The 11,655-nt window shown below is 49.4% G+C and carries 10 protein-coding genes; 7 read left to right on the top strand and 3 right to left on the bottom strand.

Annotated elements, in window-relative coordinates; genetic code table 11:
* Window positions 1-79: 79 nt before the first annotated feature.
* On the bottom strand, window positions 80-1,396 hold the full coding sequence (locus K300_RS0104265; RefSeq protein WP_022850429.1) for a GGDEF domain-containing response regulator: 1,317 nt from the start codon (window positions 1,394-1,396) through the stop codon (window positions 80-82).
* Window positions 1,397-1,705: 309 nt separating this feature from the next.
* Here K300_RS0104265 and argS point away from each other — a divergent pair, with 309 nt between their 5' ends.
* The 5 genes from argS to elbB are packed head-to-tail and all read left to right on the top strand — an operon-like array spanning window position 1,706 to window position 7,308.
* A complete protein-coding gene (gene argS / locus K300_RS0104260; protein ID WP_022850428.1) occupies window positions 1,706-3,355 on the top strand; it encodes an arginine--tRNA ligase in 1,650 nt (549 codons plus the stop codon).
* A 2-nt stretch (window positions 3,356-3,357) separates the two neighbouring features.
* The gene (locus K300_RS16665; protein WP_022850427.1) at window positions 3,358-4,065 is read left to right on the top strand and encodes an SPOR domain-containing protein; all 708 of its coding nucleotides are present in this window, start codon (window positions 3,358-3,360) and stop codon (window positions 4,063-4,065) included.
* Window positions 4,062-5,234: a poly-beta-1,6-N-acetyl-D-glucosamine N-deacetylase PgaB gene (locus K300_RS0104250; RefSeq protein WP_022850426.1), complete on the top strand. Its 1,173-nt coding sequence runs from the start codon at window positions 4,062-4,064 to the stop codon at window positions 5,232-5,234. Before K300_RS16665 ends, K300_RS0104250 begins: the two co-directional genes overlap by 4 nt.
* Before the next feature lie 3 nt (window positions 5,235-5,237).
* The gene (gene hemG, locus K300_RS0104245; protein ID WP_022850425.1) at window positions 5,238-6,599 is read left to right on the top strand and encodes a protoporphyrinogen oxidase; all 1,362 of its coding nucleotides are present in this window, start codon (window positions 5,238-5,240) and stop codon (window positions 6,597-6,599) included.
* Between the two features lie 46 nt (window positions 6,600-6,645).
* Window positions 6,646-7,308, top strand: a complete 663-nt coding sequence (gene elbB, locus K300_RS0104240; protein WP_022850424.1) for an isoprenoid biosynthesis glyoxalase ElbB — start codon at window positions 6,646-6,648, stop codon at window positions 7,306-7,308.
* Window positions 7,309-7,415: 107 nt separating this feature from the next.
* Here the strand turns inward: elbB and K300_RS0104235 are convergent, their stop codons facing one another.
* On the bottom strand, window positions 7,416-8,162 hold the full coding sequence (locus K300_RS0104235) for a flavodoxin family protein (protein WP_022850423.1): 747 nt from the start codon (window positions 8,160-8,162) through the stop codon (window positions 7,416-7,418).
* A 137-nt stretch (window positions 8,163-8,299) separates the two neighbouring features.
* On the opposite strand from K300_RS0104235, the gene K300_RS0104230 reads away from it, so the two are divergent.
* Window positions 8,300-9,103 carry a TOBE domain-containing protein gene (locus K300_RS0104230; protein ID WP_022850422.1) on the top strand — a complete coding sequence of 268 codons (804 nt, stop codon included), beginning with the start codon at window positions 8,300-8,302 and terminating at the stop codon, window positions 9,101-9,103.
* Window positions 9,104-9,180: 77 nt separating this feature from the next.
* On the opposite strand, the gene K300_RS0104225 is transcribed toward K300_RS0104230, so the two are convergent.
* Window positions 9,181-10,533 (bottom strand): FAD-dependent oxidoreductase, encoded by a 1,353-nt coding sequence (locus K300_RS0104225; protein WP_022850421.1) that lies wholly within the window; start codon window positions 10,531-10,533, stop codon window positions 9,181-9,183.
* 201 nt (window positions 10,534-10,734) lie between these two features.
* On the opposite strand from K300_RS0104225, the gene K300_RS0104220 reads away from it, so the two are divergent.
* Window positions 10,735-11,649, top strand: coding sequence for a tetratricopeptide repeat protein (locus K300_RS0104220; protein ID WP_022850420.1), 915 nt, complete (start codon window positions 10,735-10,737; stop codon window positions 11,647-11,649).
* Window positions 11,650-11,655: the final 6 nt, after the last annotated feature.

Below are 11,655 nucleotides of genomic sequence, written 5' to 3'. Positions count from 1 at the left end.
CCGCTTGGTGAATACTTGACCGGAATGTACAACTAAAACAGGTTCAAGGCAAACGGTTTTTACCCGGAAAGGGTGCGGTTTACTTAATGCAGGAGAACCCGCCGGTTCTGAAAACCTCCACCCTGTTTCTGCCGTTTTCCTTTGCATTGTATAGGGCTACATCCGCCTTTTTGACAAAGGTGTCTGAATCATCGTTATGGTCAATCTCTGCAACCCCGAAGCTGCATGTAACACCGCCGCCGTGGGCAAACCTGTACTCCTCGATCTCTCTTCTCAGCCTTTCAGCAATGTCCACAGCTCCCTGTTCGTGGGTTCCGGGCATAAGCAAAGTGAATTCCTCGCCGCCGTATCTGGCAAAGACATCCGTTTTACGAATTGCCCTGCGGACTATTTGGGAGATATCCTGCAGAACCTTATCACCTACCTGGTGTCCGTAGGTATCGTTTACCGACTTGAAATGGTCCACATCAAACATGATAACGCTAAGCTTCTGCTGGTAGCGGTTTACCCTGTCGATCTCCTTGGAGAGTTCATCATAGAACTTTTTACGATTGTATATTCCTGTGAGGTGGTCCTGCAGAGAGAGAACACGGTACAGCTGCTTTTCCTCTTCTATCCTTGTTACATCGCTGAAGCTGAGGAGCCATTCCTCCTGGGAGGGAACCTGGTTTACGGTGAGCATAAAGGTGCTTTTGTCTATATCCTCACGGCTTCTGTTCTGGAAGTCTTTGGTCATAACCACAGAAAGCTGACCGGACTGGTCCTTGATGGCGTAGTTGACCCATTCGGCGAAATTCTTGTTCTTATAGAAGGAGCCCTCCTCTTCAACGAGGAAGTAGTCGATACTGCCGAAACGGTCGCTGAATTCCTCGATACTGGTGCAGCCTATGAAATCCAGGAAAGACTGGTTAAGGTAGCTTATCCTTTCGCCGTCTGTGATGAGGATGAGCTGGGGATTGATGTCGAGAACGGTTTTGATGAACTCGTTCTTTGCTTCGATCTCCTTCTGCTGGATTACTGTCTTTGCAGTGCGCAGGAGGATCTGTATAAACTCTTTGAAGTTGATGGGTTTCTTGACGTATTTGTCTATGCCTATATCAATGGAGCGCAGGAAGAATTCCTCATCGTTGTGGCCTGTGGTGATGATAATCGGGATGTCGTGATCCGCTTCCCGGATCTGCTCTGCCATGCTGAGGCCGTCCATAACGGGCATACGTATGTCGGTAATAACGATGTCCGGCTTATACTCATGGAACATCTCAAGCCCCTCACGGCCGTTTGCAGCCTGATAGAGGGTCTGGGTACGTCTCTGGAGGAATCTGGACAGACGCTCACGTATGGCGTCTTCGTCCTCTACGTATAGTATGGAAAGTTTGTCTATAAAGCCGCTGTTCATCAACCACCAACCTGCAATGAGTTAATAATATTATTCTATCACTGAAATAAGGGTTTTTAATGTGAAACTTTAAGAATTTGAGTGTATTAACACCTACGAACATTTCGCCCCTAAAAAATATACTTAATATATGTATATTATCGGATGGTAACATTCAACTCTTTTTTACCTCTGTAAAACTCTGCTGAAGCATCGGCATGCTTAAAAGCAAATGTTTTTTAAGCAGGTTTTGTGATAAGTATAATATTATTGAATTAGCGGCACCAAGCTGATACTATCCCGGTTGATAATCCCTTGAGGTGAGAAAAGTTGAAAGAAGCTCTTAAGAAAGAACTGGACAAAATACTTGATGATATGATCAAAGAAGCGGAGATTGAATGCGCCCTCCCTGAATATACCGTGGAGATACCCAACAACAGGGACCACGGTGATTTTGCCGCTAACTGCGCACTCAAGCTCGCGAAGGCTTTCAGGAAAAACCCCCTTGAGATTGCAGGGGATATCTGCACACGGATAAACCACCCTATGGTGGAAAGTGCCGAGGCTGTCCGCCCCGGTTTTATAAATTTCAGGATATCAAACTCATTTTTTGAAGATATGATCAGGGACTCAATCGATTCCGACAAGCACTTCCGCTCCGACATGGGTGGCGACAAAAGGGTTATGGTTGAATTTGTCAGCGCAAACCCCACAGGGCCCCTGCATATCGGCCACGGAAGAAACGCCGCCTACGGCGACAGCGTGGCCCGGATCCTCGAGGCAGCCGGATATTCCGTTCAGCGGGAGTATTACGTAAACGATGCCGGCAAGCAGATGCTTAACCTCTCAAAAAGTATTCTCGCACGCTACCATGAGCTCATCGGCGAAAAGTATCCGTTCCCCGAGGATGGTTACAAGGGTGATTACATCATGGATGTGGCTAAGGTCGTATATGCGAATGAGGGGAAAAAGGTTTACCTCATGGGCGAAAACGAGGCTCTGAAGGTCTGCCTGAGCTACGGGCTTGATGAGATCGGCGGCAGTATAAAGGATGATCTCGCCCAGTTCCGTGTGGAATTTGATGAATGGTTCAGTGAGAAATCCCTCTATGATAAGGGGGATGTGCAGGAATGCCTCGACGAGCTCAGAGTGAAAGGGCACGTCTACGATAAGGACGGCGCTGTCTGGTTCGCTTCAACAAAATTCGGCGATGATAAGGACAGGGTTGTGCAGAGGCAGAACGGTGAATACACCTACTTCGCTTCGGATATCGCATACCACAGGAACAAATATAAAAGGGGTGTTCAGACCTCCATCGATGTATGGGGAGCGGACCACCATGGATACGTTAAGAGGCTCGATTCCGCTGTTAAGGCCCTAGGGTATGACGACAGGGATTTTGAGGTTGTGCTCATCCAGATGGTGAATCTTGTTAAAGACGGGGAGCGTGTTTCCATGTCCACAAGGGCAGGGGAGTTTATAACCCTTAAGTGGCTCTTGGACGAGGTTGGTATTGATGCCTCACGTTTCTTCTATCTCATGAGGGATTTTCAGGCGCAGTTCGACTTCGATCTGGATCTAGCAAAGAAGCGAACCTCCGATAACCCTGTTTACTATGTTCAGTACGCCCATGCCCGTGTTTGCAGTCTTTTAAGCAAGGCGGAGGAGCAGGGGGTTGAGTTTAAGAGTGGTGAGAACCTGTCCCTTCTTACCCTCGACGACGAGCAGGCTATTACCAGAAAAATACTTGAGCTCAAGGGTATCGTGGAATCGGCGGCATCACACAGGGAACCGCACAGGATTGTTTATTACCTGCAGGATCTTGCCTCCATGTTCCACTCATACTACTACAATACTGTAATCATCATGCCCGATAACCCCGAACTCACAGGTGCAAGGCTTTCCCTAGCACTGGCAGTAGCTTCTGCTGTTCGTTTCGGGCTTGGTCTTCTTGGTGTTAGCGCACCGGAAAGGATGTAGATTTGCCCGAAAACAAGGATAACTTCGGCAGGAATATTCTTGTAGTATTCATATTCTTTCTGCTTTTCGGCGGAGCGGCGGTTCTAGTTGCGTATGTGGGGAGCATGTTCGGCTCCCCGAAGGGTGACAACCGCACTGCGGGGTTGAAAAAGCCTCTGAATGGAAGTGCTTATACCGATCCCGGCGAAGGGGAGCGAATCCATTATGTTCTCGATGGAAATGGCGATCTCGTTGTACGTGAGGGTGAGCGAGCCCCTGAAGAGAAGCCTGTTCAGACGGCCAAAGCTGAGGATGAGGCAAAGGAGAAGCCGTTGCCGAAACGTGAGGCTAAACCTGAGCCGAAACCTGAGCCTGCGCCTGAACCAAAACCTGCCCCAAAGCCTAAGCCCAAGCCAAAACCGAAGCCAGCTCCCAAACCAAAACCACAACCAAAGCCGAAACCTGAGCCTGTAAAAAAGGTTGATTCGGGTCCTAAATATGTTCTTCAACTGGTTGCCTACAAAGAGAAATACAAGGCAGTGGAGGAGATGCGATCCCTTAAGTCTGTATTTCCTGATGTTTTTATGGTTAGAATAGATCTGGGAAGCAAAGGTGTATGGTACAGAGTGCGCTGTTGTGAGGAACCGGGCTACACGGCGGCAAAGAAGAGGCTTGCAAATGTCAAATCGAGCACAAAATACAGCCCGATCATAGTTAAAACAGACAAATGAGAATACTTTCAATTATCTTTGTTCTTACAGTCCTCGCATCCAATGCGTATTCCAAGGGGGTAACCCTCCTTGAGCGTGAGTATCCGCATCTTACTGGTGCGCAAATATTTGTCCTTGATCCATCCTATAATGGAGATCTGGGCAGGTTCTTCGACGAGGTGCAGGATGCCGGTGCGAACACCGTTTTCCTTCGTGTTTTCCACAACAGCGTCGACAGGTATCATCTGGGTATGGATTCCGAGTGCTCAACTGGTGTTTATTTCCATACTGAGGAAGCATGCGTTGTTGATGATTTGCTCAAGCGTGCAGTTGTTGAGGCTGAGATCCGAGGGATGAAGCTTTACGCATGGATGGCAACCAGAACCCTGTCATTCCTCAAAACACCAGTACTCATGGAGCGGACCTTTATAGACGGCGGAACAAGCGGCGAAGGCTACGGAGCAAGCATATTCAAGCCGGCCGTACGGAGGAAGCTGATAAGGCTTTTCGAGGATCTGGCCGCTTACGATATAGACGGGATCCTTTTTCAGGACGATTTCATCATGCGCTATCGTGAGGGGGCAAGCCTCCCCGCTATACAGCGATACTATGTTGATTCGGGCGTATTCCTCGATTCGGACTCCCTCTTCTCATGTAGCGGCGGGAACAACCGTACCAAGGTTCCCGGTGGATGCAACGATGTATACATCCCTTGGGCGAAGTGGAAAACGGAGATGCTCGCGCAGTTCTTTGGTGAGCTGAGAATGGCGGTTCTTAAACGGAACCCTTCCATCCGTTTTGCAGCAAATGTCTACTACGAAACTCCGCTGGACGATATGATCGGCATGTCGTGGTATTCCCAGTCCATTGACAGGCTGATGAAGGCGGGCTTCGACTATTTCGCCGTTATGTGCTACCACGATCAGATAAAAAACGAGCTTAATCTTTCGGATATCGAAACAAAGAGCTATGTTAACAGTATAGTGAACTCCCTTGTATCTAAGGTTAAGGAGCCTTCAAGGGTGCTTGTGAAGCTCCAGAGGATCTCATGGCAGGACAAGAGCGTCATCCCCGGGGAGGAGATGAAGGGGGTATGCTCTATCCTTGATTCCTATGGTGGTGTGAGCAAGGCTCTTGTGCCCGTTAACCATGCGGATGATATTAAAGGAGACTGCTTTAACGGAGGTTGATTAATGAACATCGGAATTATAGGGGGCGGAATATCCGGAGTGGCTGCTGCATTCTGGCTCTCCCAGATAGAAGGCCTTAATATTACACTTCTGGAAAAGGATAAGAAGCTCGGCGGATGTATCGATACCGCCAGACAAGAGGGCTTCAGCGTTGAGGCGGGTCCCAACGGCTTCCTGGACAATAAGCCCCACACTCTGCAGCTCTTCGAGGACGCAGGGCTTGCGGACAAGCTCTACAGAAGTAACGACAAGGCAAGGAAGCGCTTTATCATGCGCAACGGAAAGCTGGTTCGTGTACCCGAAACTCCACCGTCATTCATGAAGACAGACCTTATATCCTTCGGCGGCAAGATGCGCCTTATGGGTGAAATTCTCGTTTCCAAAAAGAAGGATGACAAGGACGAAACCGTTGCCGAATTCGCCAAAAGAAGGCTTGGCAAAGAGGCGATGGAATACATGATATCACCCATGGTATCAGGTGTTTTTGCCGGAGATGCTGAAAAACTCAGCCTCAAGTCCGCCTTCGGCGTTATATATGATCTGGAGATGACCTACGGCGGTCTTTTCAAAGGTATGCTTAAGAAGAAGAAAAAGAAGAGCGGCCCTGCCGGTCCCGGCGGAGTGCTCACATCATATAAGGGTGGGCTCATAAACGCCATCGAGGATATCGCTTCCCTCAGCAAGGGTGTGGATTTTGTGACAAACTGCGAGGTGAAGGCTGTTCACAAGGGTGAGCGGTTTACCGTGGAGACTAATAAGGATACATATTCATTTGATCAAGTCATAATATGTTCCCCGTCCTATGCCTCTGCGGAGTTTCTCAAGCCCCTTAACGAAGAGCTCGCCAAAGAGATGGCGGATATAGCCTACTCACCCGCATTTGTTGCTGGTATGGGCTTTCGTGCCGAGGATATTGAGGACGAGCTAGATGGTTTCGGCTACCTTATCCCCCGCTTGGAGAATAGAAGAATACTTGGTGGGTTGTTCACATCTTCAATCTTTCCCGAAAGAGCCCCCGACGGCAAGAAGCTTATCCGTGTAATCATGGGGGGGGACACCGAGCGTGGACGCAGGCTCATGGAGCATTCGAGTGATGAGCTCATTACCATTGCCCTTGAGGAGATCAAGGATACTGTTGGCGTAAAGGCTGCACCCGAGGTTGTGCAGTCCTTCCGCTGGGAGAAAGCGATACCCCAGTATTACCCCGGCCACTCCGAGAGGGTTAAGCGTGTGGAAAGCATATGCTCGGATATCGGCGGTATCCACATAGGTGGTAACGTACTTTACGGTATTGCACTCAACGACTGCACCAGAGTGAGCTGGAACATAGCAGAGAGTATTAGAAATACCCTTGAAAAGGGGTAACTGCGCTGTTAGGATCTTGTATAAGAATGATTAAGAGGAGGATCCAATGGCTAAGATAGGACTAGTTCTCAGTGGTTGCGGGGTTTATGACGGCTCCGAACTGCAGGAAACCATAATGAGCGTATACTTCCTTGAGAAGCGTGGTGCCGAGATAATCTATATGGCTCCGAACATCGACCAGATGCACGTTATCAACCATCTCACAGGGGACGTTATGCAGGGCGAATCCCGCAACGTTCTTGTAGAGGCGGCCAGAATAAGCCGAGGAGATATACGTGATATCAAGGATGTAAACGTTTCCGACTTCGATGCACTGATGATCCCCGGCGGATTCGGTGCAGCCAAGAACCTTACCTCCTTCGCCGTTGACGGGCCGGATGCAAAGATAAACGATGACGTCCTTCGTCTTGTGAAGGGCACACTCGATGCGAAGAAGCCCCTTGCGGCGATCTGTATCGCACCAGTCATAGTTGCCAAGGCCCTTGCCGGAACAGGTGTTGAATCCAGCATAACTATCGGTAACGAAGAGGGTGTTGCAGGAGCTCTTGAATCCCTTGGCGCGAAGCACATACAGTGCCCCGTTCAGGAGGCTGTTGTGGATGAGGCGAATAAGATTATCACAAGCCCCGCCTATATGCTGGGTCAGAATATCCTTGAGATATCAGAAGGTATCGAAGCGGCAGTTGACAAACTTTATGCCCTGATGTAATTAGAGATCAGCCAAGCTGATTCTATATAGAATCAATAGGAAGCTCCCCTTTTACGGGGAGCTTTTTTTATGCACGATTAATGTTTCTGTCTTTTGATGATAGGTATTTATCTGTATTCCGGGTTTTCAAAGTCGAACCTGCAACCCGCTTCCCACTCGGTTCTCTGGTTTCCATGGGCAGGGATGCCTCCACTTTTCTGGAGCATGAGAGCCATGTGCATCAAGTTCCATGTCATGAAGGTGGTGTTCCTGTTGGTGAAGTCATTCTCCGGCCCGCCGGAGCCCTCATCCAGATAGGAGGGACCGGGCCCTGCCTCTCCAAGCCATGCGGCATCGCTCTGGGGCGGGATCGTGTAGCCTATATGCTGTAGTGAGTAAAGAATATTCATGGCACAGTGCTTTGCACCATCCTCGTTTCCTGTCACGAGACAGCCACCAGTTCTTCCGTAGTAGTCGTACTGACCCGAATCGTTCAGGTTGCCGGATGTTGAGTAAAGCCGCTCAATCACATTTGCAGCTACGGAAGATTTATCCCCAAGCCAGACCGGTGTGCCGATGATGAGGATATTGGCCTCCATAACCTTTTGATATATCATGGGCCAGTCGTCCTTCTCCCAGCCGTGTTCGGTCATATCGGGGTAAACACCGGAAGCGATGTCATAATCCACAGGGCGCAGGATATCCACCTTAACACCGTTCTTTCGCATTATCTCTGCTGAGATATCTATAAGTCCCCTGGTGTGAGACAGTTCTGGGCTTTTTTTCAGGGTACAGTTAAGGAATATCGCCTTTAAGGAGTCGAAGTTCCATCTGGATGTTTCGCATTGCTTCTTTTGAATATCGTTGAGTGCCATTGTCAATCCCTCCATACTATACCTAAATGCTACCATTCGAATATGATTAAGCAAGCCTGATCAGGGAAGGAGGTTGAGCGGGTTCTTGAAGTGTCTCGGCTTATGGGCTAAAATTTAGATTATCAGGGAGTGCATTTATGGACAAAGATTTCAGCCTGGATGGTGAGATAGGTTTTAAGCTTGCCGGTAAGGGGAGTATAACAAGGAAAAGGATAGAGCTTCTCCGTGCTGTGAGAGAATCCGGCTCGATCTCAAGTGCGGCGAAAAAGGCGGGGATGAGCTATAAGGGTGCGTGGGATTCCATAAACACGATGAACGAGATAAGCCCCGAAACCCTCGTTCAGAGCAAAACGGGGGGCTCCGGCGGCGGTGGTGCACAGCTGACTGAATATGCAGAGGATATGCTGAGGGCCTATGATTTTATCGAGAAACGCCTGTTCACCTTTGTGAAAGAGGCACAGGACAATCTCCACGATTTCGAATCCCTCTACGATGCGCTCAGGAGGCTCAGTATGCGTACAAGTGCCAGAAACCAGTACTTCGGCAGGGTGGTTAATGTATCAAAAGGTGAGGTGAACGCCTCCGTTGAGATAGAGCTGAAGGGGGGTGATACGATTGCCTCTGTAATAACCCTCGGCGGGCTTGAGAGGCTCGGTATTGAGGAGGGGATGGAGGCATGGGCGATTGTGAAATCCTCCAGCGTGATCATCGCCGAACCGGAGCTGAGGGGTAGGCTGAGTGCTCGCAACTTCCTCGAAGGCGTTGTTGAGAGCATTGAAGAGGGGGCCGTGAACACATCCGTAAGGATAAGGCTTAACGGCGGAAGCGAGCTAACAGGGGTTGTGACAAAGGAATCCGCCGAGGCTATGGATATAAAGGTGGGAAAGGCCATCGCTGGTGCTTTCAAGGCTTCCGCTGTGATACTCGGGATAACCGATTAGGAGAGGGAGCCGGTACTGAGCAATACCGGCTCCTTTGGCGTGTGTAGGAGGGGTTCCTCATAAAAAGGAATGTAGAACTAAACCTTCAGGAGATTGTTTTCCTTAAGGGTAAGCATTATCTTTTCCGCCGCTTGAACTATGGCGTTGCTTGCGGGGAAGAACGACTGATAGGGCTGGGCTGAATAGCTGAAAAGGAAGAGTTCCTTTGCGGTCATCCTCTGCTGTATGGCGAGGGTTATGGTGTCTACCCTGCCGGGCACACCTTCGCCTCCAACAACCTGTCCCCCTATAATCCTTCCGCTATCTGCATCAGCAACCAGTTTTACGAATACACGCTTTGCGCCGGGCATCATGGGGAACCTTGTGGTTGTCTCACCCTTCGCTGTTATGGTTATGAAGCCCCTTTTCTTTGCCTCTTCCTCGGTGAAACCTGTTCCACCCATGCGCCAGTTGCCGGATTTTGTAATGGCTCCATTCACAAAGCCGGGATACTCAAGATCCAGCCCGAGGAGATCGTAGGCGGCTATCTTTCCCATAGGAACAGCGTTGGTTGCCAACTTCCCGCCAACGGGCTTTTGGTCTATGAATGAAAAGAAAGATGCACAGTCGCCCACGGCGTATACATCCTCAATATTAGTATGCATCCTTGAATCTGTGATGATGCCGAAGCTGTCCATCTCAAGGGTTGAGTCCGCAAAAATCTCCACATTGGGCTTAACGCCAACGCTGAATATCACCAGATCGTCCTCGCCCAGCTCCATTACGTCGCCATTACTGAAAACAGCCCTGCGGGCATGTCTTTCACCTTGAACGGTCTTCACTGCGGTTCCGAGGCGGAGATCTGTCCCCATCTCCCGAATCTCCTGGGCGGGTAGTTCGGCCATATCCTGATCAAGAAGGTTAGGAAGCACCCATTCCTGCATCTCGGCAAGAACCGTTTCCAGCCCCTTCTGCCTGAAGGCTGCGGCCATTTCTATGCCGATATTTCCGGCGCCCACAACCAGTGCTTTTCTTGTGGTGTCTTTGAGAGCTCCGAGGATATGATCCAGATCCTCTTCGGTCTTGACAGTGAATACGTTGTTGAAGCTTCCTTCACAAACGGGTGGGATAAAGGGTGAGGCTCCTGTGGCGATAACCAGCTTGTCGTAACTGAATTCGCCGTTCTTCTCTGTAATAACACTTCTTTTTCCAAAGTCTACACTGAGTGCTTTGTCCAGAACAAGCTTTGCGCCGGTATCAGTTACCATCTCATTCTTTTTGCGTATAGACTCACGCTTTACGATATCCTCTATTACGTAAGGGAGGGCGCAGTATACAACGCTGTAAGGCTCGGGCCTTATCATCGTAATATCCGCCTCCGGTTTCATTGACTTAACTGTTTTTGTGAACTGAATACCGCCGGGGCCACCGCCTAATACAACGATCTTCATTGAAAGCTCCTTCAGCAAATGCGTGGATTTATTTAAGCATCTCTTAAATATTTTCGCCGCTGCTCGATATATTAATATTTGAATATTGAGTAATGTCAAGGACAAAATGAGCATAAGTTCAATTTGAATGTTTGTGCGAAATGGTAAAATACCTTTGATAAAACTTTTTCATCATGTATTTGTCAGAAGAGGGAGGGCAACATGAAAATTATTATCACGATACTTACTCTCTTTACTCTTATCTCCTTTTCGGCCTTTGCAAATCCCTTTAAGGAGGGTGAGCAGGCGTTGAGATCGGGTAACTATCAGCAGGCGCTGGAGCTTTTAAGTCAGGGTCTTGAGAAACAGCCGGATAACCCTCCCGCACTTGTGGGTAGAGGGATTGCAAAGATGAACCTCGGGGATCCCCAGGGAGCCATTGAGGATTTCCGTCAGGCTGTGAACTACGATCCGCAGAATGCGAACGCCTATTACAACATGGGGCTTGCCGAGCAGAGGATGGGTAACGCCGGTGAAGCGATAGAGCATTACAACAAGGCGGAGAGCATAAACAGCAATATGGCAGGGCTTTACTCCAACCGTGCCGCCCTTAAATATTCCATGGGAAACTACAGCGGTGCGGAGCAGGATGCCTCCAATGCGGTATCAAACTTCCCCAATCAGGCAGAGGGGTATATAAACCGTGCTCTGGCTAAGCTTGGTCAGGGTAAAACAGAGGCTGCGCTTCCGGATCTCGACAAAGCGGCCCAGCTTGCGCCGAACAACTTCGCAGTCTTTATGAACAGAGGAAACGTCTACAAGGCGATGACAATGCCGAAGAAGGCGATTGAGGACTACACCAAGGCGATACAGCTCAAAAGCTCCGAGCCGGCCCCCTGGTACAACAGGGCGCAGACAAAGTTCCTCATGAGCGACTATAGAGGTGCAATTGAGGACTACAAAGAGGCGATCAGCAGAAAGCCGGATTACACCGAGGCGTACTTCTACAGAGCCGCCGCAAGGGACCGCATCGGTGAGGATGGTAAAGCCCTGCAGGATTACAAACGCCATCTTGAGCTTGGCGGTTCCCACAGGGCGGAGGCGGAGAACAGGATAAGGATCCTTGAAAACCGTTGACAAATA

Source organism: Limisalsivibrio acetivorans, from assembly GCF_000421105.1.
Lineage (GTDB): Bacteria > Chrysiogenota > Deferribacteres > Deferribacterales > Geovibrionaceae > Limisalsivibrio > Limisalsivibrio acetivorans.
This window is presented reverse-complemented; position numbering and strand designations above follow the sequence as displayed.

Excerpts from the sequence above, each read along its gene's own strand:
- K300_RS0104265 (WP_022850429.1), bottom strand. The coding sequence starts at position 1,396 with ATGAACAGCGGCTTTATAGACAAACTTTCCATACTATACGTAGAGGAC.
- K300_RS0104250 (WP_022850426.1), top strand. The coding sequence starts at position 4,062 with ATGAGAATACTTTCAATTATCTTTGTTCTTACAGTCCTCGCATCCAAT.
- hemG (WP_022850425.1), top strand. The coding sequence starts at position 5,238 with ATGAACATCGGAATTATAGGGGGCGGAATATCCGGAGTGGCTGCTGCA.
- elbB (WP_022850424.1), top strand. The coding sequence starts at position 6,646 with ATGGCTAAGATAGGACTAGTTCTCAGTGGTTGCGGGGTTTATGACGGC.
- K300_RS0104235 (WP_022850423.1), bottom strand. The coding sequence starts at position 8,162 with ATGGCACTCAACGATATTCAAAAGAAGCAATGCGAAACATCCAGATGG.
- K300_RS0104230 (WP_022850422.1), top strand. The coding sequence starts at position 8,300 with ATGGACAAAGATTTCAGCCTGGATGGTGAGATAGGTTTTAAGCTTGCC.
- K300_RS0104225 (WP_022850421.1), bottom strand. The coding sequence starts at position 10,533 with ATGAAGATCGTTGTATTAGGCGGTGGCCCCGGCGGTATTCAGTTCACA.
- K300_RS0104220 (WP_022850420.1), top strand. The coding sequence starts at position 10,735 with ATGAAAATTATTATCACGATACTTACTCTCTTTACTCTTATCTCCTTT.